The sequence below is a fragment of the Verrucomicrobiota bacterium JB022 genome, assembly GCA_030673845.1.
In the GTDB taxonomy this organism is placed as follows: domain Bacteria; phylum Verrucomicrobiota; class Verrucomicrobiia; order Opitutales; family Oceanipulchritudinaceae; genus WOUP01.
Window position 1 is genome coordinate 262,877 of the sequence record JAUTCQ010000013.1, and the last position, 21,513, is coordinate 284,389.

Here is a 21,513-nt window from a genome sequence, read left to right on the forward strand (position 1 = left end):
CCGAAAATTGATTTTGTCTTCATAAACGTTCCACGTGGAACAAAAAAAGCCCGCCGGCAGATGCACTGCGGGGCGGGTGGTAAAGTGGCAGGGTGGGGGAGGGGTCGACCTAGTTGTTGCTGTCGTCGAAGCTGTCGTCCCCGCTGTCGCCGGAGTCTGCTGGTTCGAGCTCGTCCGGCCCCATCGCGCCGGTCGCGAGGGAGGCGCCGCCGGTCACTTGCACCTTTTCGTAGATACCCTTCGTGACTTGTTCCATCGTCTCGGGGTGCTCCATCAGGTGCTGCTTGGCGGCTTCACGGCCTTGGCCGAGCAGGTTGCCGTCGTAGGAGATCCAGGAGCCCTTCTTTTCGAGGATCTTGTATTCGATGCCGAGGTCGAGCACCGAGCCGGTGCGCGAGATGCCCTCGTTATACATGATGTCGAATTCGCACTCGGTGAAGGGCGGGGCGACCTTGTTCTTGACCACCTTGAGGCGGGTACGGTTGCCGATCACCTTGCCGCCGGGGTCCTTGATCTGGCCGATGCGGCGGATGTCCATGCGCACGGAGGCGGCGAACTTCAGCGCGCGACCGCCGGGCTGTGTTTCCGGGTTACCGAACATCACCCCGATCTTTTCACGGATCTGGTTGGTGAAGAGGCAGACGCACTTGGTGCGGGCGATGGCTCCCGTGAGGCGACGCATGGCCTGGCTCATCATGCGGGCCTGGAGGCCCACGGTGCTGTCGCCAAATTGGCCGTCGAGTTCGTTCTTGGACACGAGGGCGGCCACGGAGTCGATCACGATGATGTCGATCGCACCGCTGCGGATCAGGGTCTCGGTAATGTTAAGGGCGTCTTCACCGCTCTCGGGCTGGGACACCATCAGGTTGTCGACGTCTACGCCCACCACGCGGGCATAGCGGGGGTCGAGGGCGTGCTCCACGTCGATGAAGACGGCGTTGCCACCTTGGCGCTGGGCTTGGGCGATGAGGGCTAGGCAAAGGGTCGTCTTACCGGAAGACTCCGGGCCGTAGATCTCGCAGACGCGACCGCGGGGCAGGCCGCCGACGCCGAGGGCGAGGTCGATCGAGGGGCAGCCGGAGGGAATGACCTGGACGTCGAGCTTCGTGGCTTCGCCGAGGCGCATGACGCTGCCTTCGCCATACTGCTTGGAAATTGCGGAGAGGGCCAGGTCGAGCGCCTTCTTGGTGTCGCTCGCGGGACCGGGGGTAGGCTTGGAAGTTCGGGCCATGAAAATTCAGTCGTTAAAGATGCTCCAATGGGTGAGAGTATGCTCCATCATCCTCACCCGGAGACGGAGGCGCAAGGAAAAAGTGTCAGTTTGTTCACGTGTTCACTTGGGTTGACACCTTTGAGTGCTGTGCAAACCTTGATGCTATGGGAGCCTTTCTCACCGAGCTGCTGGCTGACGTGCGACACGTGATCTGGGACTGGAACGGTACATTGCTGGACGACCGCTGGCTGTGCGTGATGACCCTCAACGGCCTCTTGAGGCAAGAGGGCAGGGCGCCGATTGGCGAGGTCGACTACCTGGAGCACTTCGGCTTCCCGGTGGTGCATTTTTACGACTGGCTGGGCTTCGACGTGAACGGCCCGAGCTTCGAAGACGTGTCGCAACGCTTCATCAGCGGCTACCACGCCCGGGCGGAAGAGCTGGCCCTGCAGCCGCACACCGAAGAGGTGCTGGAGGCCTGGCGCTCCCTTGGTATCGCGCAGAGCGTGCTCAGTGCGAGTCGGCAAGACCACCTGGAGAAGCAGATCCGCCACGCCGACCTCGGGCGCTACTTCGGTGCCTTGTGCGGCACCGACACGATCCACGCCCATGGCAAGATCGAGCGCGGGCGTCAGCGTATTGCCGAGCTGGACGTGCCGCCGGAGCGCGTGCTGATGGTGGGCGATACCACGCACGACCTGGAGGTGGCGGAGGCGATGGGGGTGCGCTGCCTGCTCGTCGCCCATGGGCACCACAGCCAGGCGCGGCTGGAGGCGACGGGCGCGCCGGTCGTGGCCGACTTCGTGGCGCTACGGCACCACCTGCTGGCAGCCAGCGAAGCTTGAGGCCGCCTAACCGGCCATTCCCCATTTTCGCCCTCGCCAAACTACGCGAACCGCATAGCGTCGGCTGCTAATGTGGGGTTCCATGCTTGATGTCACGAGCCCGCTGCTGGCGGCGGGCCAGATTGGTGAGGGGCTGAGCCATACCATGATGCTCACCCTCTCGACCGCGATTGCGGCGGGTGGCTTGCTCATGGCGTTGGCCAAGCGTCTGCGTCTTCCCGGGATCGTCTTGCTGCTCTACGGCGGCATTACCCTTGGCCCGGAAGGGTGGGGGATCGTCCAGCCCAACTCGCTGGGCCCGATTCTCAACGTGCTGGTGTCGCTCGCGGTCGGCCTGATCCTTTTCGAGGGCGGGCTGACGCTCAACGTGGCCGGCTACAAGACCGCGCCGCAGATCATCCGCAACCTGCTCACGATCGGGGTGCTGACGACCTGGCTGCTCACCAGCGGGGTCATCTGGCTGGTCACCGGCTGCGAGCCGACTTTTGCCTTGCTGGCCGGCACGCTGGTGACGGTGACGGGCCCGACGGTGATCTCGCCCATCCTGAAGCGTATTCGGCTCAAATGGAACCTGCACCACATCCTGCACTGGGAGGGCGTGTTGATCGACCCGGTGGGCGTGTTCCTCGCGGTGCTCGCCTATGAGTGGGTGGTCGTCGGCGGGGGCGAGGTGGCGATGATCAACCTGCTGCTGCGGATCGTGGGCGGCCTGGGCATCGGCTTTATCGCCGGCCAGCTCATCTGTTGGCTGCTCAAGCGGCGCTTCATCCCGGAAGACATGGTCAACGTCTTCATGCTCAGCAGTGCGGTGGCGACTTTTGGGGTCACAGATGCGCTGATCTCCGAAGGCGGTCTGCTTTCGGTGACGGTGGCGGGCCTGATTGTGGGTTCGCGCCAGCCTCCGGGCTTGGAGCCGATCATCGAATTCAAATCGGTAATCGTCGACCTGCTGATCGGCTTCGTCTTCATCCTGCTTACCGCCCGGCTCGACCTCGACCAGTTTGCCAACTTCGGCTGGCAGGGCTTCCTCGTGGTGGGTGCGGTCGTGGCGTTGATCCGCCCGGCGTCCATCCTGCTCAGCTCCTGGAATCAGGGGCTCGACTGGCGCGAAAAGACTTTCCTCTCCTGGGTGGCCCCGCGGGGCGTCGTGGCGGCCTCCATGGCTTCCCTTTTCACCCTCTCGCTCAGTGAGCAGGGGCGCTTCGCCAACCCGGAATTTATCGAGACCTTCGTCTACTCCGTCATCGTGGTGACGGTCGTCCTGCAAGGCTTCTCGGCCGGTCCGCTGGCCGCGATTCTGCGCCTGCAGGAAAAGCCGCGCATGGGCTGGCTGATCATCGGGGCGCATCCCTTGGCGCGTTCGGTGGCCAAGTTCCTGCGCGACCGGCGTCAGGTGCCCGTGGCGCTGATCGACGGCAACCGCCGCGCGGTGGGAGAGGCGCAGGCCGAGGGGCTCGTGGCGCTCTTTGCCGACGCGCGCGATGTGTCCAACCTCGAAGAGCGCGAAGAGCTGCGGGGCATCGGCCGCCTGCTAGCCTTTACGGATAATGAGGACCTGAACGAGCTGCTGTGCCAGAAATGGGCCGGCGCGTTTGGCAAGACGCACGTCTACCGCTGGTCGTCCAACGTGCAGAAGGAGGAGGCTATCGGCACCGTGCTGTGGAGCTGGATGCCCAAGCCCAGTATGATCAGCAGCGAAGTGATGCTCGGTGAGGCCGCCATTGTGGAGCTGACGGGCGAGCGCCTTCGTACCCCCGGTAACCTGTCGGCCTTGATGACCGCGAACCCCCGCGAGGTCTTGCTCGACCCCGGGCCCGAGACCCGCCTCAAGGCCGACCGCAACGTGGAGCCCGTGACGCTTTACCTCCAGCGCGAGGCAGACCACCTGTTACAGGCCCTGCGCGCCGAGCTGGTGCTGAGGGTCAAGGCCGAGACCCGCAATGAGCTGCTCGAAGAGTTGGTCACGCATCTGGCGGGGCAATTCCCGGCCCTCTCGATCAGCCGCACGCTCACCGAGATTCAGGAGCGCGAGAATGCCGCCCCCACGCTCATCGGCCACGGCATCGCCCTGCCGCACGCCCACATCAGCGGCTTGGATGAGACCATCGCGGTGCTGGCCCAGATCCCCGGAGGTATGACTTATTACCCCGGCGAGACGGAGCCTGTGCGGCTGGTCTTCCTGCTCCTGAGCCCGCCGGAGCAGCCCGAGATGCACCTGGCGGTGCTCAGCGAGATCGCGCGCCTCTGCAGCGATGCGCAGGTGCGTCAGGAGCTGATGGAGTGCGAGGACCAGGAGGAAATCCTGATCATCGTCCGCCGCCATCGGCGGCAGCACACCCCCTACGCCGATGTCCGGGGCTAATAGGGCTCATGTGAAAAGTAGATAAAAATATAGGTGTGATTCCTTATTTCCGTACTAAGCTGCACGTCCGACAAACCGATCTTTTCTCAGCAATGAACGACCGCATCTCCTCTGCCTCTACCACGCGCTTCCCGATCGTTTCCTATGAGGAGGCATCTCCCGAGGTCCGCGCCGTCTATGACGATGCGATGCGGACGCTGCAGCTGCCCTTTGTGCTCAACTGGTTCAAGTGTCAAGGGGGCAACGCCACGCTGCTGCGGGGCAACTGGGCAAAGCTGAAGAGCACGCTGCTGGAGGGCGAGGTGCCCAATGTGCTCAAGCAACTCATCATCTACAACGTGTCGAAGCAGCGGGGCTGCGAATACTGCGCGCGCGCACACGCCATCTTTGCCGACAGCATGAGCAGCATGATCTCGACTGCTCCGGGTTTCCGCGCCACCAACCTCGAAAGCCCGGAGATTCCCGAGAGCTTCAAGGTGGCGGTGAGGCTGACGACCAAGGCGGCCATGTATCCCCAGGATTTTTCGAACCAGGATTACGCCGCGCTGCTCGATGTGGGCTTTACGACCGATGAGACCCAGGAGTTGCTCGCTCAGGCAGACCTCGTGAACATGCTCAATACGATCGCCGACCTTTCCGGCATCCGTATCGACAACGAACTCGTCGAAATCGAACAGTGATCACGACGGTGGAGACGGGCACCCAGCAGGGATACCGGATCGCCTACGAGGCCTTTGCCCAGCTGTCGGCCAAGCTCAACAAGCTGCACCGGCTGGAGGAGGTCCAGGCCTGTCTCGCGCGCAACCTCAAATACCTTTTCAGCTTCCGCCTGCTGCGCGTGGTCTTCAACTACGAGCGGCGTTGGATCCTCTCGGAGACGCAACCGGGCGAGTCATACATCGGCCCGTACCCGTCTGGCAGCCTCCTGAAGCTCGAGCGCCAGCTCTACGAGCACGGGCTGCCCGTGGTGCTGGGCGGCGAAGCATTGCTGCCGCACGCTGCCGATCTGCAGCAGCCGGCCGAAGAATTGCACGAGCTGTGGGGCTGGGTCTTTGGTGAAGAGCACAATCGCCGGATCATGATCATGCTCGCGCCCGGCCCTTCCTACCAGATCACGCACAAAGACGTGGTCATCATCCGGCTGCTGGCGGAGGTGCTCGAAGCCAAGCTGATGGAAGTGTGTCTCTTTGATGAGGTGGCGGAGAAAAACCGCCGGATCGAGACGATGGTCCGTACCCAGAGCCAGATCATCAAGCTGCAGACCAAGGATCTGGAGGAGAAAAACCACAAGCTGCTGGAAATCCTCTCCATCAACGCCCACCACATGCGGGAACCCTTGACGCGGATCATGGGGCTGCTTTCCCTGCTCCAGAGTGATCCGGCGATGGTGGAAGAATTGCTGCCCATGTTGAAGGTTTCTTCGCAAGACCTCGACGAAACCCTGCAGAACGTGATCCGCATTGCCGATACTGAACTGAGTAAACCAGCGCCGAACGCTACATGAGCCGCAAATGTATCATGCTGGTCGACGACCAGCAGATCGCCAATTTCATCCTGCGCAAGCTGATCCTCAAGCACGGACCGGAGGCGGACGTCCATGACTTCACGGCGCCGGCCGATGCCTTGCGCGCGATTTCCGAGCTGGGGCCCGACGTCATTTTCCTCGATCTCAATATGCCGGGGATCGACGGCTGGGGCTTTCTCGACCGGATGCGCGAGTTTGGCTACGAGCAACCCGTCGTGATCGTCACCTCCTCCACCAGTGAGGTCGACCGCTCGCGTGCGCTCGGCTATGGCAACGTCGTCACCTTCTGCTCCAAGCCCATGCTCGCCCAGGACCTTGGGCAGGCCCTGGCGAAGGTGGGGTAGGAGTTCAATTTCCGGCCCGTAGGAGAGCGCGCGAAAGCACAAGCAGCAGGATCAGGTGCACCCAGCCGGCCGCAAAGTGGCCGGTGGTGGCAAAGAGATAGAGATTCAGTAAGACTTCAATCGCTACAAGGATCGCGGTCAGGATAAAAGCGTAGCCTCCTCGCGCACGCCATCCGTAGCAGGCCAGTAAATACGAAACTGCCAGTAGACCCGCTCCGATACGCTCCGGCATAGGCAGGGTGGGGGTGCCGGCGATCCAGCCGTAGAGCAGTCCGAAGCAGAGACAGCCGACTGCACCGAGCGTGCGGCTGAGCGCGGCGCCTTTCGGGGACGCGGGGTGGGCTTTGATCCGGCGGTCGACGCGTTGGCGCAGGCGGCTCATGCTAGCTGAGGCAGCGGAGGAAAAGGGTGCGGAAGATGCCCTCCTGCTCGCCCTTGGCGGCGCCGGAGATCTGGCGAAAGGCTTCCAGAAATTCCTGCTGGAAGCGCAATAGCTGCTTGAGCGTGAAGTTGTGGGCGTCTTTCGCCGCCTGCCCGGCCTGCCACGGGGCCATGTTGAGCACCGAGAGCCCCACCTTGCCCCCGCTGTCGGCAAAATAGTGGCCAAATTGCGAACTGGCGCGATCAAGCGATACGCCCCGCCCGCCGCCGAGGTAGCCCGCGTCGTCGAGCGCCCGCAGCTGGATGAGCTGGCTGTTGCGCTTTTGCAGCATCACCAGCAGGGCCCGGCCCTCGCGCCCGGCAAAGAAGTAGCGCCGCAGCGCTTCCATTGCCCAGGGGAGGCGACCGGAGTGGAAGGCAAGCACGGGCTCGTAAAAGCTGCTTTCGCCCGCTTCGGCCACCATCTCGGTCGCGAGTGCTTCGGAGATAGTGGTCGTCTCGCCCGCGACATACGTGGCGAGTTTCTGAAATTCGGAGAGGGCCATGCGCCCGTTGCCGCCCGTCTTCTCGGCGATGATCTCGGCCGCGTTGCCGCCAAAGCTGAGCCCTTCGCGCTTGGCCTCCTGTCGGAGTAGATCCACTACACCTTGGCTGTCGCGCGCCTTTTTGTGCACCGTGGCGTCGCACACCTTCATCAGGGCCTTCTGGGCCTTGCGGCGGCTGTCGAAGGGGCTGGCGCTGAGCAGCACGCTCACGCTTGGGTCGAGCCGTTCGACGAATTCCGCCAGTTGCTCCGCCGTCTTCAGCGCCGCCTCGGTCTTGCCCACCCGATTATCGCCCAGGAAGGTGATGTTGCGAAACCAGACCGCCTTGCGGTCGCTGAACATCGGGAGGGTCCGTACCGCGCTGGTGAAGCGGGCCATCGCTTGCTCCACCTCGTCCGCCACGCTCACCTGGCCGTCTACGACTTCCTTTGCCAGGTCGTCATCCAGGTCGCGCGTCATCTGCTCCCACTGCCGCTTGGCATCGAGCGTCACCTGAAACTCGTCTTCCGGTCCAGCGATGAGAATGGCTTGGGACATGCGATGAGTTTAGGAAACAGCAGAAAAATGAACAGGAGTTAAAAGGGGTTAAAAGGAGTTAAAAGGAGTTTTTTGGCCCAGACGAGGTGCACTCGGCGAAGCGTGGATCATGCTCGATGCCCCGCTTCCTCCTTTTCACTCTTTTTAACTCCTGTTCCAAAATCCCCAGCTTTACTGGCGGACGAGTTTTTCGAGGGCGGCCCAGTAGCGTTGTAGGGTGCCCTGCACTACGTTTTCGGGCAGGTCGGGGGCGGGCGGCGCTTTGTCCCAGGTGAGGCTTTCAAGGTAGTCGCGCACGAACTGCTTGTCGTAAGCCGGTTGAGCGCCGCCGGGCTGGTAGTGCTCTGCGGGCCAGAAGCGGGAGCTGTCGGGCGTCAACACCTCGTCGATCAGCACCAGGTTGCCTTCTTCGTCGGTGCCGAACTCGAACTTGGTATCGGCGAGCAGCAGGTTGCTCTTGCGGGCGGCTGCGGTGCCGAGGGCAAAGAGTTGCAGGCTCACGTCGCGCACCTCGGTGAAGCGTTCGACTCCCAGCAGCTCGACTGCCTGTTCGTGGGTCAGCGGCATGTCGTGGCCGGCCTTGGCCTTGGTGGTGGGGGTGAAGAGCGGCACGGGTAGTTTGTCGCTCTCGCGCAGGCCCTCGGGCAGCGGCTGGCCGAAGAGCTTGCCGGTGCGCACGTAGTCCTTCCAGCCCGAGCCGGCGAGGTAGCCGCGCGCCACGGCCTCGATCGGTAGCGGCTTGAGCTTGCGCACGAGCATGGAGCGCATGATCAGCTCCGGGCGGTCGGCCAGCAGCTCGCGCACGCGGGCATCGTGGTCGGGCACGAGGTGGTTCGTCACGAGGCCCTCGGTCTCACCAAACCAGAAGAGGCTGATTTGGGTGAGGATCATGCCCTTGCCGGGGATGCCCTGCGGCAGGATCACGTCGAAGGCGGAAATTCGGTCGGTCGCGATCATGAGCCAAGCGTCGCCCGCGTCGAACAGCTCACGGACTTTGCCGGTCGCGACTTTCGGGAACGGGAGGCCCTCCACAGTCTGGAGCGGCTCGGTGGGCAGGGCGGATCGGATCTCTTCCAGGCGATACATGATACTAGGGATCGGCGGTAAAAGCGCCATCTTGCGGGTAAATGCGCGCGACGCAAAATTTTTCTCAAAAAAGTCTTGCGCAACCCTACCTGCCTCTTCATGGTCTTGGTCTTTCGCTTCTGAAGAGATTCGAGCGAGAAAACAGTAAGTCCCGTTCGTCTAGCCAGGCCTAGGACACTGGGTTTTCATCCCAGCGACAGGGGTTCGAATCCCCTACGGGACGCCACTTTCTGAAAGACCGCTTTTAACGAAGCGGTCTTTTTGTTTATTAAGATCAGGATCCGGCTGTCCTGTTGCGCGGATAAAGGTGGAATTCGATTTTATCCATTTGACCGTTGTTAACGCTATGGTGGCACCCCTGCCGGGGTGCATTTTTGACCTTGATTCCCCGGGGGGTCGGCCCGCTGATGCGGACCTCAACCCCGCGCAAAGAGCTGACAAGCCTCCGGCTTGCTGGATGATCCAGCATCCCGGAGGGATGTCAGCGAGATAGCCGGTGGTTGAGGACGCTTGGCGTCCGACACCACAGGACCGTACCGAACCAAAGTCCGTACCCTGAAGGGGTGCCACTACGGAAAGGTCCACTCAACGAGACACTAGTTGCCCGCGAGGGCCGTCACTCAGGCAATCCCTACCCCCGCAGGATGCCATCGATCTCCTCCAGCTCGTCGGGGCTGAATTCCAGGTGTTTCAGGGTCTTGAGGTTGTCTTCGAGTTGGGAGACGCGGCTGGCACCGATGAGGACGGAGGTGATGGTGTCGAGGCGGAGGATCCAGGCGAGGGCCATTTGGGCGAGCGTCTGTCCACGGCCTTCGGCAATGACGTTGAGGCGGCGCGCTCGCTCGATCTTCTTTTCCGAGACGTCGTCTGCGCGGATGGCACCGTTGCCGCGTCCTTTGCCGGCGCGGGAGTCGTCCGGGATGTTGCCGCCCAGATAGCGCGAGGTGAGGAAGCCTTGGTCGAGCGGGCTGAAGGGGATGCAGCCGATGCCTTCGCGCTCCAGCACGTCGAGCAGGCCGTCTTCGATCCAGCGCTGGTTCATGTTGTAGCGCGGCTGGTGGATCAGGCAGGGCACGCCCATCTCGCGCAGCAGGGCGGCCGCTTCGGCGGTGCGTTCGGGCTCGTAATTGGAGATGCCGGCGTAAAGCGCCTTGCCTTGGTGCACGGCCTGGGCGAGCGCGCCCATGGTCTCTTCCAGCGGGGTATCCGGGTCGGGCCGGTGATGGTAAAAGATGTCGACGTATTCGAGGCCGAGGCGCTGGAGGCTCTGGTCGAGGCTGGCGAGCAGGTATTTGCGGCTGCCGAAATTGCCGTAGGGGCCAGCCCACATGCCGTAGCCGGCTTTGGTGGAGACGACCAGCTCGTCGCGGTAGGGGCGGAGGTCTTTGGCGAGCATCTGGCCAAAATTCTCTTCCGCCGAGCCGTGGGGCGGGCCGTAGTTGTTGGCCAGGTCGAAGTGCGTGATCCCGGCATCGAAGGCGCGGCGGACGATGGCACGTCCGTTTTCGAACGAGTCGAAGGCGCCGAAATTTTGCCAGAGGCCGAGTGAGATCGCCGGCAGCTTGAGGCCGGAGCGACCGCTGCGGCGGTACTGCATGTTTTCGTAGCGGGTGGAGTCGGCGAGGTAAGGCATGGGCAGTGGGTGAAGGGGGTAAAGCCCAAGTTATCGCCCCGCTGCCTGCTCGCCGTCAACGAAGCGGTCGCCTTTTACGGCCTGACCGTCCGCATGTAAGCCTCTAACGGCGTTGATAGAAATCTTCGGAGAGGCCGGATTCGAGCGCTCTGGCGTCGGGAATCTCGTAGGCGTCGAGGATGTTGATCATGCGCTTCATGTCGGCTTCCCACTCGCGGTTTTTCTCCCACTGCTCGAGGCGGATGGCGCGGGCTTGTGCGCTTTCGCCCCAGGGGAGCACCCAGCGGTTGAGCAGCTCGGTGTCGATCGAATCGAGGTGCTTGGCCATCATACGCTCGCCCCAGCCTTCGTAGGTAAAGAAGCGTTCGGGGTTGCGTTCCATTTCCTCCTCCATCGCACGCTCGGCGTCGAAGGCCCGGACTTCGAAGGCGGGGAATACAAAATCGACCGGCACTTCCTTGATCTCACCCACCGCGCTTTCCCGCTTTTCCTTCTCCTGCTCTTCGGGGATATACTGCTTCAGCTTTTCCTCCAGGCGGGCAAAGTAAGCCTTGTCGGCGGCGGACATCTCCAGCGCTTCCTCGGGCGTCTGTTCGGGCTCCTCCTTGGCCTTCAGCGGGCCGTCGCGGACGGCGGGGTCGGATTCCAGGATACGCCGGGGCCGCTGAGCTTCCAGGCACGAAAGCAGCACCACTACCGCGGCAACCGTCCAGAGCACGCGCTTCATGCCACCAATATAGCCGGTTTTAGGGAAAATGCTGCAGCAAAAGCGCTGCTTATTTCACTTTCGTGGCCAAGGCTGATCCTCTCGCGTCGACTGCTGATAGAGCGGGAAGGCGTAGGTGGGGTTCAGCAGGTTGTCGAGCATCGAGCGGTCTGGGTCGTAGACGATGTCGGCTTGCTTCATGTTGCGCAGCCAGGTGGGCTCTCGGCGCCATTCGGGCAAGAGCGTAACGGCGACCTTGCCCGATGGCTCGGGAGGCATTGGCCCGACTATCGCGGGGGCGGTCGTCGCCTCTTTTTCCTTCAGGGGCCCGTGCGAGGCGTCTGGATCTGCGAGTTTGGGGCGTGGCTGCTGGCTCCAGGCCGTTGTGGCCAAGAGAAACGAGCAGAGCAGGCACCATCGCAAGTTCATGGGTTTACGATAAGAGAGAAACGGCTGCTCGACGAGTCGAAACCAGCGTTTCCTAATCTTCCCACTCCACGACCGACTGGGCTTCGATTTCTTCGATCGTGGTGAGGCCGAGCAGAACTTTTTTCAGCCCGTCGTAGCGCAGCGAGCGGTAACCGGCTTTGCGGGCGGCGACCAGCATCTCGGCCTCGCTGGCGCTGCGGTTGATCAGGCTGCGCAGCTCGTTGGTGACGACGAGGAGCTCGTGGAAGGCGATACGACCGCGCAAGCCGCTCTGGCGGCAGTGGTTGCAACCCCGCCCGTGGTAAAACGGCACTTCGCGGTCGTCGGGGATGTCCTTGAAATAGCGCTCCAACTGGTTGCGGCTGGGGTAATAGGGCTCCTTGCACTTTTCGCAAATGCGGGCGGCCAGGCGCTGGGCCAGCACGCCGAGCATCGAGGGCGCGACCATGTAGGGCTCGATCCCGATTTCGATCAGGCGGGTGACGGCCTGGATGGCGTTGTTGGTGTGCAGGGTGCTCAGCACAAGGTGGCCCGTCAGTGCCGCTTCGCAGGCGATCTTGGCTGTTTCGAGGTCGCGGATTTCTCCCACCAGCAGCACGTCAGGGTCTTGCCGCAGCATGGAGCGCAGCAGAGTGCTGAACTTGAGGTCGATCTGCGAATTGACCTGCGTCTGCGTCAGCCCGGCCATCTGTACTTCCACCGGGTCTTCGATCGTGGAGATATTGAGGTCCGCCGTGTTGATCTCCTGCAGGGCGGAGTAAAGCGTCGTCGTCTTGCCCGAGCCGGTGGGGCCGGTGACGAAGATGATGCCATTGGGGCTCTGCACGAGGCGGCGAAACGGGTCCAGCACGTTGCGCGAGACCATCATCTCGTCGAGCGTCATCAGGCGCGTGCGACCGACGCCGGCGAGGATGCGCAGTACGATCTTGGGCCCGTGCACCGTCGGGCAAAAGCTGAGGCGGAAGTCGGCCTTGCCCATGCCGAGAGGCATGCTGAAGCGGCCGTCTTGCGGGAAGCGTGATTCGGCGATGTCGAGCTTGCAGAGCACCTTCAGGCGGATGGCGAAGGCGCGGTGCACGGCGCGGTTGTAGGTGTAGATGTGGATCAGCTTGCCGTCGATGCGGAAGCGGATGCGCGCCTGGTCCTCGGTCGCCTCAAAGTGGATGTCCGAAGCGCGCTCGCGAATGGCGAAGAGGATCAGCTCGTCGAGGATCTGGGAGAGCAGATTGCTGTCGGCAAAGCGCTTGAGGTCGTCCTCGCTCAGCTTCTCGATCTCGTTGGTCTGCTTGCGCTCGAAGGCGGCGATGGCGCTCTGGACGGTGTCCTGCGAAAGGTAGTAAAGGTTGATCGCGTCCTGGATCTCGCGCGGGAGGCCAAACACGGCGGAGATGGGCACCCCGGCGATGCTGGCGATGCGCTGCTGCATGCGCTGGTCGCGCGGGTCGGCCATGGCCACGGTCAGCACGCCCTCGATCATGTAGAGGGGCAAGACGGCGGCCTTTTCGCAGATTTCCTTGGGCAGGCGCTCGGTGGCCTCGGTCGTCACGATGGCCATCAGCGGGTTGACGTAGGCGACGTGGATGGAATCGCCCCAGAGGCGTGCGGCGCGCTCCTTGGAGATCACGCCGCTCTCGATGAGGTCTTCGAGGAAGCCGAGCGTGGGCCCGCCGTGCTTGGCCAGCAGCGGCTGGATATCGTCCAGCATGAGGCGGAACTCGCCAGAGCTCAGCAAATCGAGCAGGTGCGGGTTAGGATCCTGGAGCACGATTCTTGGCGGGTTGGCGGCGGAAGAGTTTCGAAATGTCGCCCTGTTCCAGCTTTTCCTGGCCGATGGCGGTGTCGATGCGCTCGGCGTCTACCTGCTCCAGCATCCGGCGCAGCGAGTAGCGCACCTCCCGGAGTGGGGTGGTAGAGGGGGCAGGGAGACTGGGGTCTGGGTCGGCGGACATAGGGAGAGAAAGGGGGCGTGCGGCTCAGGTAAGGGTGGCGTTGAAGGTCTCTTGCAACAGCTCCTGGATCTGCTGGCGCGGGGTGTCTTTGCGGATGTAGTAGCTGGCGCCGGCGCGTTGGCACTCTTCCACCAGTTGGCGGGATGCCTGCGCGGTCAGCATGACGACGATCGCCTGCGGGTTGTGCTTCTGGATGGCCTGGAGCGCTTCGATGCCCGTCATGCCCGGCATATTGATGTCCATCAGCACGGCTTCGGGCTGCTCCTGCTGGAAGCGCTCAAGGGCTTCGCGGCCGCTGGTCGCCTCAACGATTTGCGAGACTCCCATCTGCCGCAGGATCATTTTTACATAAAGGCGGACGTGGGCTTCGTCGTCGACCAGCAAGACTTTCTTGGGTACGCTCATGTATCTGCGTGCATGGGTAATCTACTTGGCCCAGCGGTGCAAGTCATGTCGCACACGCACGGGTGAATTGGCTGCCGACCTTACGGCTGGTTTTACCATCGCGTCACATTAAAAATGAGCCCGAATCTCAGAAAGCGATTGAATCTGGAATTATTCTAAATACAGTTTACTCACTTTGAAACCCGAGATGCAGTCCATTCCAGCCCTGGCCAAGGAGGCGCTCGAAGCAGCGCTTGCCCAGCAGGGGCTGCGCAATACCCGGCAGCGTGAGCAAGTCTTCTCTGTGCTCCTCCTCCGGCGCGATCACCCGACGGCGGACGAGGTTTACGCACGTTGCAAGGAGCTGATGCCCAGCATCTCGCTCGCCACCGTCTACAATTGCCTGGAGACGCTGGTCACCTGCGGGCTGGTGCGCGCCGTCAATTACGAGCGCGAGCCGACCCGCTACTGCCCCAACCTGCACGAGCACGCCCACTTCCAGGACAAATCGTCGGGCCGCGTCTACGACATCGACCTGCCGGAAGACGTGATGGCGCAGTTGAAGAAGATCCTCCCCGCCGGCTTCGAGGCCGACAACGTGGAGATCTACTTCCACGGCAGCCTGAGTCGTAACGGCTCTCAGCGCGTCGGCTAACCTGCATTCGGCGCTTTTTCCAAATCCTTACTTGCACCTTTTATTCCCAAAGACCACGACACCAACATGGCAGCTCTGGAAATCCGCAACCTGAACGTATCCATCGAGGAGAAGCACATCCTCAAAGACTTCTCCCTCACCGTGCCCAAGGGTGAGGTCCACGCCATCATGGGGCCCAACGGCACCGGCAAAAGCACGCTGGCCAAGGCGCTCGCCGGGCACGAAGACTACGCGATCGACAGCGGCTCGGCCCTGCTCGACGGCGTCGATATCGTGGGCATGGAAGCCGACGAGATCAGCCGCGAAGGCCTCTTCATGGCCTTCCAGTACCCGAGCGAGATCCCCGGCGTCTCCATCGCCAACTTCATCCGCGCGGCCCTCAACGCCCGCCTCGAAGAAGGCCAGACCTTCAAGGCCCCCGCTTTTTATCAGGAGCTGTACCAGAAGATGGACCTGCTCCAGATCCCCCGCGAGTTCACTAGCCGCTCGATCAACGAAGGCTTCTCCGGCGGTGAAAAGAAGCGCTGCGAGATCCTCCAGATGGCCATGCTCAAGCCCAAGTATGCCATTATGGACGAGACCGACTCCGGCCTCGATATCGACGCGCTGCGCATCGTCTCCGAAGGCGTCAACGCCATGCGCGGGCCCGACCTCGGCATCCTCGTCATCACCCACTACCAGCGCCTGCTCAACTACATCAAGCCCGACGTCGTGCACGTGATGTACGACGGCCAGATCGTGAAGAGCGGCGGCCCCGAACTCGCCCTCGAGCTCGAAGAAAAGGGCTACGACTGGGTCAAGGAAGAGTTCGCCGGCGCAAAGGCGTAACCGCTCGCCCCGTTTCGTCGCGTATGACGCTTGCCACCACCAGTGCAGATCTCATCCCCACGCTTCAGAGTATCCTGGAGCGGCGGGACGACCTGCGCCTGGCGATCCTTTACGGGTCGGCAGTGGCAGGGCGTCTGCACGCGCAAAGCGATGTGGATGTCGCGATCCTGGGGCAGGGTCCACTCACCGTGGAGCAACGTCTCGAGTTGATGCGCGACTTGGCCGTGGCCGTTGGGCGCGAAGTCGACCTGCTCGATCTGCACGACTCGACGGGAGTGATCCTGACGGAGGTGCTGACGAAGGGAACCATCCTGCTCAAGCGGGATACGGCAGCGTACTCCGAGCTGATTCGCCGGATGTTCTATTACAACGAGGATGAGCTGCCCAACCTGCGGATGATCCTCAACGAGCGGAGGAGGCGCTTCGTCAATGCCGTCTGATGCGTTGCTCCTCAAGGCAGAGTCCATTCGCCGGTGCGTCCTGCGCGTCGAACGCTTCCTGCACCTTTCACCGGAGCAGCTTCAGGCCGATGTGGATGCGCAAGATATTGTCGCACTCAATCTGCAGCGCGCCGTCCAGCTCGCTGTCGATATGGTGGCAATGGTGCTCGCGGAAGACGATCATCCCGTTATGCCCACCATGGCGGACGGTTTTCGCCTGCTGGCCCGAGAGCAGAGGCTCGATCCAGAGCTGGCCGAGCGCATGGCTCGATCCGTCGGTCTTCGCAACCTTATCGTCCATGATTACGCGGAAATCAACTGGGAGATCGTGCACCGCGTGATGCACGCACACCTGAACGACTTCCGCTTATTTCTTCACCAAATTTTCCAATCCTAGCCACTTTTCATACCATGGCCACCACACCCGACCTCAACTTCGAACGAGACCAGGGCAATTTCCACTACGAAACCACGTACGACTACGATGCCGGCATCGGCCTGACGGAGTCGACCATCGACTATATCTCCGACGTCAAAGGCGAAGACGACTGGATTCGTGAGTTCCGGAAAAAGGCCCTCAAGGTTTTCCAGGACAAGCCCATGCCGACGCACTGGGCCTCGCAGGACCTCAACAACATCGATTTCGACAAGATCCGCTACTACCTCTCCAAGGGCCAGCGCCCCACACGCTCGTGGGATGAAGTGCCTGCGGAGATCAAGGAGACCTTCGAGCGTCTCGGCATCCCGGAGAAGGAGCGTGCGTTCCTCGCCGGGGTCGAAGCCCAGTTCGACTCCGAGTCCAGCTATTCCAACATGAAGGAAGAGCTGGCCAAGCAAGGCGTGCTCTTCGTCAGCTCCAGCGAAGGCCTCAAGGAGCACCCCGAGATCTTCCGCAAGTGGTTCGGCAAGGTCATCCCGATCGGCGACAACAAGTTTTCGGCCCTCAATGCGGCCGTGTTCTCGGGCGGTTCGTTCATCTACATCCCCCCGGGCGTGAAGGTGAAGCAGCCGCTGCAAGCCTACTTCCGCATCAACGCGGAGCAGTTCGGCCAGTTCGAGCGCACGCTGATCATCGCCGACGAAGGCGCGGAAGTCACCTACATGGAAGGCTGCACCGCCCCGAAGTTCGAGACCAGCACGCTCCACAGCGCCGTCGTGGAGCTGGTGGCGCTCAAGGGCGCGAAGATCCAGTATATCACCGTGCAAAACTGGTCGGCCAACGTCTTCAACCTCGTGACGAAGCGCGGTCTGGCGATGGAAGACGCGCAGGTGAAGTGGATCGATTGCAACATCGGCAGCCGCCTCACCATGAAGTACCCCGGCGTCGTCATGCGCGGCGAGCGGGCACGCGGCGAAGTGCTCTCCATCGCGCTGGCCCACGACGGCCAGACGCAGGACACGGGGGCCAAGATGATCCACGCCGCCGATCACACCACGTCGAACATCGTCTCCAAGTCGATCTCGATCGGCAAGGGCGTGTCGACCTACCGTGGCGTGGTGGCGATGCCGAAGCACCTCAAGGGTTGCAAGAACAACACCGAGTGCGACGCGCTGCTGATCAACACCAACAGCCGCACCAACACCTACCCGGCCATCACCGTGCGCGGCAACAGCAACACCGTGCAGCACGAGGCCAGCGTCTCCAAGGTTAGCGCCGAGCAGATCTTCTACATGATGCAGCGCGGCCTGAGCGAAGGCGAAGCGATGTCCCTCTCGGTCAACGGCTTCGTCAACGACCTCATCCGCGAGTTCCCGATGGAATACTCCGTGGAGCTGAAGCGCCTGATCGACCTCGAAATGGAAGGCAGCGTCGGGTAAGCGCCCATCGCTTGAGCACATGGACAAGACTGCCGTACTGATCGACGGATCCTTCTTCCTGCGTCGCTACCGCCGGCTGGTAAAGCCGCGCGGCGGCGATGCGCTGGCTACCGCACGCTACCTGCACTGGTACGCGCTGCAGCACGCCAACGACGAAGGTGCCACTCTCTATCGGATCTTCTATTACGATTGCCCGCCCCTCAACCGAGTCGTGCAGGCCCCCATCAGCGGGCAAGAGCTCGACTTTGGGGCGTCCGGCGAGGCCGACTTCCGCCGCGAGCTCTTCAGCTCGCTCAAGCGGCAACGCAAGCTGGCCATCCGACTCGGCGAGCTGCGCGACGGTCGCCGCTGGAATCTGCGGCCCGATGCGATGGAGCAGCTCCTGCGAGGCGACATGACGATCGAGGACCTGGCCGACGAGCACTTCAGCTACGACGTGCGCCAGGACCACCTCGATACCAAGATCGCCCTCGACATCGCCTCGCTCGCCCTTAAGGGCCTCGTGCAGCGCATCGTGTTGATTTCCGGCGACAGCAACTTTGTCCCCGCCGCCAAGCTGGCCCGGCGCGAAGGCATCGACTTCGTGCTCGACCCCATGTGGTCCAAAATCTCCGAAGAACTCTTCGAACATATCGACGGCCTCAAGACCTTCATCCAGAAGGCCGACGACGACGCCTAAATATCTCCCTCCCGATACCTTTTTTGATCCCATGAGCGATTCATTGACCGCCCCCGCCGACAATCTGGCCTCGCCCGAGGTCTTCCGCCAACGCCAGCAAAGCCTGGCCCTGGCCGCCGAATGGTTTGTGGAGCGTCAACAGGAGGCGTGGCAGCGCTACCTCACCCTCCCGTGGCCGACGCGCGTCCAGGAAAAGTGGCGCTTTGCCAACCTCAAGGCCGTGCAGGACATCGAGCGCTTTGCGCCCGCCCCCTTCGCCGTGCCCGAGGCCGACGAGCTGGTCGCCCGCAGCAACGTGCTCAGCGAGACGGCCGGCCGCCTGATCTTTGTCGACGACAACATCGCCGCCCCCATCGAGCTGAAGCCCGAGCTGGCCCAGCAAGGCGTGATCTTCACCCCGCTGATCGACGCGCTCAACCGCTACCCGGAGCTGGTCCAGAAGTATTTCATGGCCCAGACGCCCGAGCTGGGCAGCGAGAAGTTTGAAAACCTGCACGTGGCCATGCTGCGCGCCGGTGTCTTCCTCTACGTGCCCAAGGGCGTCGAAATCAAGGAGCCCTTCGCCGTCTACCACTGGACGAAGCAGGACGGCACCGCCATCTTCCCGCACACCATCGTCGTGTGCGAAGACAACGCCAGCGGCACCCTGGTGGAGTTCCAGAACGGCGCGGCCGCCGACACCGAGCATCTGGTGATCGCCAACGCCCACCTTTACGCCGGCAACGGCGCCAAGCCGCAGCACCGCATCATCCAGAACTGGAACGAGCGCACCCTCAGCTTCCAGCTCAACACCAGCAACGCCCAGCGCGATGTGGAGAGCAAGCAGGTGATCATCAACGTCGGCTCCAAGCAGGCCCGCCAGGAGATCCACGGCAAGATCTTCGGCAGCGGCAGCAACGTGGAGCTGTATTCGCTCGGCGTGCCGCGCGGTGAGCAGGAGTTTGACCAGCGCACGCTGCAGACCCACATCGCCCCCAACAGCCGGAGCGACCTGCTCTACAAGAACGCCCTCAGCGACGACACCCGCACCATCTTCAGCGGCCTGATCATCGTCGAAGAAGGCGCGCAGCAGACCGACGCCTACCAGACCAACAACAACCTGATGCTCAGCGACAAGGCCGAGGCCAACAGCCTGCCCGGCCTCGAGATCGGCGCCAACGACGTCAAGTGCTCGCACGGTGCCACCAGCGGACGCATCGACGACAGCGAGATCTTCTACTTCCTCGCCCGCGGCATCCCCCGCAACAAGGCCCAGGAGCTGATGGTCTTCGGTTTCTGTGAAGAAATTCTGGAAAAATTCAATAACCAGGAACTCGCCACCTTCGTCCGCGACCTCGTCACGGCTAAGTTTACAGCGTAGAACCTGCTGATTCACAGTGCTTTATGAACGGGCCGATCTCCGCAATGGGGTCGGCCCGTTTTGCGTCGGGATTTCACGGGAGTAGCGTTGAGCGAACAAAGATGGGTAGCTGTTATATTTTCTGGGCGTTAGTCGGCTCTATAGTGGCACCCAAAGGGTGCTTTTCCAAAGGGAACGTAAACCGGAAGTCGCCTGCGGCGAAATCCGGCTAGTCCGCTGGCATCCCATAAAGGGATGCTGATGCTGTGCTAGCCCTTCATCGGAAGCATAGGTAAGAGACCCCGCGCACCCGCAAGGGTGCCAGCTGATAGCCGGATGTCGGAGCCGGAGCGACGACTTCCGGTAGGCCACAAAACAAGATGCATCCGTCAGGATGCCAGCGGGTAGTCGGGCAACGAAGCTCCATTACCGCTCGCTATTTTGATGGCTTTGCCCGCCCGCCTTGACGCCCCGACGCCACATAGCACAATGAGAGGCATGGGCGGCGCGGAATCCATAGAGTCTGATTACATGGAGATCGGGCCTCATGGTCTTCCACGGCTTAGGCGCACATTGACCAGTAAGGTGACATCCGAAATGATTTACCAGCTGCTGGAAGAGGCAGACGTCGAGGATTTGCAACGGCATCTGGACCTTCGGAAGGAAAAGAAAAGTTAGTTTGTCTCTACTTTCCCCTCACGCTCCCGAGCTTGCGGTACCGTCGTGTCGGCCATAAGCTCGGCTGCATGCCCCGAATCTGTTACCTCATGTGCCTGTGCGGTCTGCTGGCCGCGTTTGTCCGTGCTGCCCCGGCGGACACCGCCGACTTTAGGATCCTCGTTTTTACCAAGACCGAGGGCTTCCGACACTCGTCGATCCCGCACGGCGTGGCGGCACTGGAAAAGCTGGCGCGTGAAAATGGTTTTGCGCTCGATCACACCGAAGACGCTGCCGTGTTTACACCCAAGCGGCTTCGGCAATATCAGGCGGTCGTCTTTCTGCTCACGACCGGCAACGTGCTGGACGAATCGCAGCAGCAGGCGTTGGAGCGCTATATCCAGGCCGGAGGCGGTTACGTTGGCATCCACTCCGCCAGCGATACGGAACTGGAGTGGCCGTGGTACGCGCAACTGGTCGGTGCGCAGTTCCGGGATCATCCCGCAATTCAGGAGGCCGACGTGATCCGCATGGACCCGAGCGATCCCTCCACCGCGCACCTGCCCGACACTTGGACTCGTACCGACGAGTGGTACAACTTCCGTGCCGCCCCCGATCAGGACCAGCTCCACCTCCTCCTGCGGCTCGACGAGTCGACCTACGAAGGGGGCAAAATGGGCGAGCTGCACCCGCTCAGTTGGCGACAGGAGTACGACGGCGGCCGCAGCTGGTATACCGCCATGGGCCACACCGAGGAGAGCTACGAAGAACCCAAGTTCCTCCAGCACATCTTGGCAGGGATCCGCTACGCGGCTGGCAAGTAGTGTTGCCGCCCGCCGCTCGTCATGTCATGGTTGAAGCCTATGAGCAACAGGACTTGGGCATGCCTTAGCTGTGGTAAGACCTATCGGCGAAATCAGTATTTGGCTGAGGCGGTGAAGTGTGGCCTTTGTGGAAGTGAGTGCGAATACGTCCACTGGAAGATTCATATCCCATCTCCGCAAAACAAGCGTCGCTGGAGGCGATTCTGGAATACATATCTGAACGAAAAGTCGGCGCTTCGGGCTTGGGCTCAGCAAGGAAGTGAGCAGGCAGTGGAATTGAAGCTACTCAATATGCGTCTCAAGCCAGCGAAGCGGCGTCATCGCTGAATATGTT

The 21,513-nt window shown here is 62.1% G+C and carries 23 protein-coding genes and 1 tRNA gene; 14 read left to right on the top strand and 10 right to left on the bottom strand.

Annotated features, from left to right (window positions below):
* Nucleotides 1-109: 109 nt before the first annotated feature.
* Nucleotides 110-1,231, bottom strand: coding sequence for a recombinase RecA (gene recA / locus Q7P63_09985; GenBank protein ID MDP0500418.1), 1,122 nt, complete (start codon nucleotides 1,229-1,231; stop codon nucleotides 110-112).
* A gap of 146 nt (nucleotides 1,232-1,377) precedes the next feature.
* Here recA and Q7P63_09990 point away from each other — a divergent pair, with 146 nt between their 5' ends.
* The 5 genes from Q7P63_09990 to Q7P63_10010 all read left to right on the top strand — a co-directional run bounded on the left by Q7P63_09990 (nucleotide 1,378) and on the right by Q7P63_10010 (nucleotide 6,289).
* Nucleotides 1,378-2,058, top strand: a complete 681-nt coding sequence (locus tag Q7P63_09990; protein ID MDP0500419.1) for an HAD hydrolase-like protein — start codon at nucleotides 1,378-1,380, stop codon at nucleotides 2,056-2,058.
* Nucleotides 2,059-2,140: 82 nt separating this feature from the next.
* A complete protein-coding gene (locus Q7P63_09995) occupies nucleotides 2,141-4,420 on the top strand; it encodes a cation:proton antiporter (protein ID MDP0500420.1) in 2,280 nt (759 codons plus the stop codon).
* Between the two features lie 92 nt (nucleotides 4,421-4,512).
* Nucleotides 4,513-5,100, top strand: coding sequence for a carboxymuconolactone decarboxylase family protein (locus Q7P63_10000; protein ID MDP0500421.1), 588 nt, complete (start codon nucleotides 4,513-4,515; stop codon nucleotides 5,098-5,100).
* A complete protein-coding gene (locus Q7P63_10005; protein MDP0500422.1) occupies nucleotides 5,097-5,924 on the top strand; it encodes a hypothetical protein in 828 nt (275 codons plus the stop codon). Before Q7P63_10000 ends, Q7P63_10005 begins: the two co-directional genes overlap by 4 nt.
* Nucleotides 5,921-6,289 carry a response regulator gene (locus Q7P63_10010; protein ID MDP0500423.1) on the top strand — a complete coding sequence of 123 codons (369 nt, stop codon included), beginning with the start codon at nucleotides 5,921-5,923 and terminating at the stop codon, nucleotides 6,287-6,289. Before Q7P63_10005 ends, Q7P63_10010 begins: the two co-directional genes overlap by 4 nt.
* A gap of 4 nt (nucleotides 6,290-6,293) precedes the next feature.
* On the opposite strand, the gene Q7P63_10015 is transcribed toward Q7P63_10010, so the two are convergent.
* The 3 genes from Q7P63_10015 to Q7P63_10025 all read right to left on the bottom strand — a co-directional run bounded on the left by Q7P63_10015 (nucleotide 6,294) and on the right by Q7P63_10025 (nucleotide 8,838).
* A complete protein-coding gene (locus Q7P63_10015) occupies nucleotides 6,294-6,671 on the bottom strand; it encodes a hypothetical protein (protein ID MDP0500424.1) in 378 nt (125 codons plus the stop codon).
* A gap of 1 nt (nucleotide 6,672) precedes the next feature.
* On the bottom strand, nucleotides 6,673-7,752 hold the full coding sequence (gene holA / locus Q7P63_10020; protein MDP0500425.1) for a DNA polymerase III subunit delta: 1,080 nt from the start codon (nucleotides 7,750-7,752) through the stop codon (nucleotides 6,673-6,675).
* A 171-nt stretch (nucleotides 7,753-7,923) separates the two neighbouring features.
* On the bottom strand, nucleotides 7,924-8,838 hold the full coding sequence (locus Q7P63_10025; GenBank protein ID MDP0500426.1) for a phosphoribosylaminoimidazolesuccinocarboxamide synthase: 915 nt from the start codon (nucleotides 8,836-8,838) through the stop codon (nucleotides 7,924-7,926).
* A 148-nt stretch (nucleotides 8,839-8,986) separates the two neighbouring features.
* Here Q7P63_10025 and Q7P63_10030 point away from each other — a divergent pair.
* Nucleotides 8,987-9,064, top strand: a tRNA-Glu gene (locus Q7P63_10030).
* A 405-nt stretch (nucleotides 9,065-9,469) separates the two neighbouring features.
* Here the strand turns inward: Q7P63_10030 and mgrA are convergent.
* The 6 genes from mgrA to Q7P63_10060 form a co-directional block, all read right to left on the bottom strand.
* Nucleotides 9,470-10,471 (bottom strand): L-glyceraldehyde 3-phosphate reductase, encoded by a 1,002-nt coding sequence (gene mgrA, locus Q7P63_10035; protein ID MDP0500427.1) that lies wholly within the window; start codon nucleotides 10,469-10,471, stop codon nucleotides 9,470-9,472.
* A gap of 103 nt (nucleotides 10,472-10,574) precedes the next feature.
* Nucleotides 10,575-11,198, bottom strand: coding sequence for a hypothetical protein (locus Q7P63_10040; protein MDP0500428.1), 624 nt, complete (start codon nucleotides 11,196-11,198; stop codon nucleotides 10,575-10,577).
* Between the two features lie 54 nt (nucleotides 11,199-11,252).
* Nucleotides 11,253-11,606: a hypothetical protein gene (locus Q7P63_10045; GenBank protein MDP0500429.1), complete on the bottom strand. Its 354-nt coding sequence runs from the start codon at nucleotides 11,604-11,606 to the stop codon at nucleotides 11,253-11,255.
* Between the two features lie 52 nt (nucleotides 11,607-11,658).
* Entirely contained in the window at nucleotides 11,659-13,371 is a 1,713-nt protein-coding gene (locus Q7P63_10050) for a GspE/PulE family protein (GenBank protein MDP0500430.1), read from the bottom strand.
* Nucleotides 13,355-13,555: a hypothetical protein gene (locus Q7P63_10055; protein MDP0500431.1), complete on the bottom strand. Its 201-nt coding sequence runs from the start codon at nucleotides 13,553-13,555 to the stop codon at nucleotides 13,355-13,357. The genes Q7P63_10050 and Q7P63_10055 overlap by 17 nt, the downstream gene beginning before the upstream one ends.
* Before the next feature lie 24 nt (nucleotides 13,556-13,579).
* Nucleotides 13,580-13,960: a response regulator transcription factor gene (locus Q7P63_10060; GenBank protein ID MDP0500432.1), complete on the bottom strand. Its 381-nt coding sequence runs from the start codon at nucleotides 13,958-13,960 to the stop codon at nucleotides 13,580-13,582.
* Nucleotides 13,961-14,147: 187 nt separating this feature from the next.
* On the opposite strand from Q7P63_10060, the gene Q7P63_10065 reads away from it, so the two are divergent.
* From Q7P63_10065 to Q7P63_10100, 8 genes are all read left to right on the top strand, one after another.
* Nucleotides 14,148-14,594 carry a transcriptional repressor gene (locus tag Q7P63_10065; GenBank protein ID MDP0500433.1) on the top strand — a complete coding sequence of 149 codons (447 nt, stop codon included), beginning with the start codon at nucleotides 14,148-14,150 and terminating at the stop codon, nucleotides 14,592-14,594.
* Nucleotides 14,595-14,660: 66 nt separating this feature from the next.
* Nucleotides 14,661-15,422 (top strand): Fe-S cluster assembly ATPase SufC, encoded by a 762-nt coding sequence (sufC, locus tag Q7P63_10070; protein MDP0500434.1) that lies wholly within the window; start codon nucleotides 14,661-14,663, stop codon nucleotides 15,420-15,422.
* A gap of 23 nt (nucleotides 15,423-15,445) precedes the next feature.
* Nucleotides 15,446-15,862 carry a nucleotidyltransferase domain-containing protein gene (locus Q7P63_10075; GenBank protein ID MDP0500435.1) on the top strand — a complete coding sequence of 139 codons (417 nt, stop codon included), beginning with the start codon at nucleotides 15,446-15,448 and terminating at the stop codon, nucleotides 15,860-15,862.
* Complete coding sequence (locus Q7P63_10080) at nucleotides 15,852-16,259, top strand: DUF86 domain-containing protein (GenBank protein MDP0500436.1); 408 nt, start codon at nucleotides 15,852-15,854, stop codon at nucleotides 16,257-16,259. The genes Q7P63_10075 and Q7P63_10080 overlap by 11 nt, the downstream gene beginning before the upstream one ends.
* Before the next feature lie 14 nt (nucleotides 16,260-16,273).
* Nucleotides 16,274-17,680 carry a Fe-S cluster assembly protein SufB gene (gene sufB / locus Q7P63_10085; protein ID MDP0500437.1) on the top strand — a complete coding sequence of 469 codons (1,407 nt, stop codon included), beginning with the start codon at nucleotides 16,274-16,276 and terminating at the stop codon, nucleotides 17,678-17,680.
* Nucleotides 17,681-17,699: 19 nt separating this feature from the next.
* Complete coding sequence (locus Q7P63_10090; GenBank protein MDP0500438.1) at nucleotides 17,700-18,359, top strand: NYN domain-containing protein; 660 nt, start codon at nucleotides 17,700-17,702, stop codon at nucleotides 18,357-18,359.
* A gap of 31 nt (nucleotides 18,360-18,390) precedes the next feature.
* A complete protein-coding gene (gene sufD / locus Q7P63_10095) occupies nucleotides 18,391-19,719 on the top strand; it encodes a Fe-S cluster assembly protein SufD (GenBank protein MDP0500439.1) in 1,329 nt (442 codons plus the stop codon).
* Nucleotides 19,720-20,444: 725 nt separating this feature from the next.
* On the top strand, nucleotides 20,445-21,179 hold the full coding sequence (locus Q7P63_10100; GenBank protein MDP0500440.1) for a ThuA domain-containing protein: 735 nt from the start codon (nucleotides 20,445-20,447) through the stop codon (nucleotides 21,177-21,179).
* The last annotated feature ends 334 nt before the right edge of the window (nucleotides 21,180-21,513 follow it).

What these genes read in the sequence shown, in the direction of transcription:
- Q7P63_09990 (MDP0500419.1), top strand. Translation starts at nt 1,378, where the DNA reads ATGGGAGCCTTTCTCACCGAGCTGCTGGCTGACGTGCGACACGTGATC.
- mgrA (MDP0500427.1), bottom strand. Translation starts at nt 10,471, where the DNA reads ATGCCTTACCTCGCCGACTCCACCCGCTACGAAAACATGCAGTACCGC.
- Q7P63_10065 (MDP0500433.1), top strand. Translation starts at nt 14,148, where the DNA reads ATGCAGTCCATTCCAGCCCTGGCCAAGGAGGCGCTCGAAGCAGCGCTT.
- Q7P63_10055 (MDP0500431.1), bottom strand. Translation starts at nt 13,555, where the DNA reads ATGTCCGCCGACCCAGACCCCAGTCTCCCTGCCCCCTCTACCACCCCA.
- Q7P63_10025 (MDP0500426.1), bottom strand. Translation starts at nt 8,838, where the DNA reads ATGTATCGCCTGGAAGAGATCCGATCCGCCCTGCCCACCGAGCCGCTC.
- Q7P63_10045 (MDP0500429.1), bottom strand. Translation starts at nt 11,606, where the DNA reads ATGAACTTGCGATGGTGCCTGCTCTGCTCGTTTCTCTTGGCCACAACG.
- Q7P63_10100 (MDP0500440.1), top strand. Translation starts at nt 20,445, where the DNA reads ATGCCCCGAATCTGTTACCTCATGTGCCTGTGCGGTCTGCTGGCCGCG.
- sufC (MDP0500434.1), top strand. Translation starts at nt 14,661, where the DNA reads ATGGCAGCTCTGGAAATCCGCAACCTGAACGTATCCATCGAGGAGAAG.
- Q7P63_10080 (MDP0500436.1), top strand. Translation starts at nt 15,852, where the DNA reads ATGCCGTCTGATGCGTTGCTCCTCAAGGCAGAGTCCATTCGCCGGTGC.
- Q7P63_10000 (MDP0500421.1), top strand. Translation starts at nt 4,513, where the DNA reads ATGAACGACCGCATCTCCTCTGCCTCTACCACGCGCTTCCCGATCGTT.
- Q7P63_10075 (MDP0500435.1), top strand. Translation starts at nt 15,446, where the DNA reads ATGACGCTTGCCACCACCAGTGCAGATCTCATCCCCACGCTTCAGAGT.
- Q7P63_10015 (MDP0500424.1), bottom strand. Translation starts at nt 6,671, where the DNA reads ATGAGCCGCCTGCGCCAACGCGTCGACCGCCGGATCAAAGCCCACCCC.
- recA (MDP0500418.1), bottom strand. Translation starts at nt 1,231, where the DNA reads ATGGCCCGAACTTCCAAGCCTACCCCCGGTCCCGCGAGCGACACCAAG.
- Q7P63_10060 (MDP0500432.1), bottom strand. Translation starts at nt 13,960, where the DNA reads ATGAGCGTACCCAAGAAAGTCTTGCTGGTCGACGACGAAGCCCACGTC.
- holA (MDP0500425.1), bottom strand. Translation starts at nt 7,752, where the DNA reads ATGTCCCAAGCCATTCTCATCGCTGGACCGGAAGACGAGTTTCAGGTG.
- Q7P63_10040 (MDP0500428.1), bottom strand. Translation starts at nt 11,198, where the DNA reads ATGAAGCGCGTGCTCTGGACGGTTGCCGCGGTAGTGGTGCTGCTTTCG.
- sufB (MDP0500437.1), top strand. Translation starts at nt 16,274, where the DNA reads ATGGCCACCACACCCGACCTCAACTTCGAACGAGACCAGGGCAATTTC.
- sufD (MDP0500439.1), top strand. Translation starts at nt 18,391, where the DNA reads ATGAGCGATTCATTGACCGCCCCCGCCGACAATCTGGCCTCGCCCGAG.
- Q7P63_10090 (MDP0500438.1), top strand. Translation starts at nt 17,700, where the DNA reads ATGGACAAGACTGCCGTACTGATCGACGGATCCTTCTTCCTGCGTCGC.
- Q7P63_10010 (MDP0500423.1), top strand. Translation starts at nt 5,921, where the DNA reads ATGAGCCGCAAATGTATCATGCTGGTCGACGACCAGCAGATCGCCAAT.
- Q7P63_09995 (MDP0500420.1), top strand. Translation starts at nt 2,141, where the DNA reads ATGCTTGATGTCACGAGCCCGCTGCTGGCGGCGGGCCAGATTGGTGAG.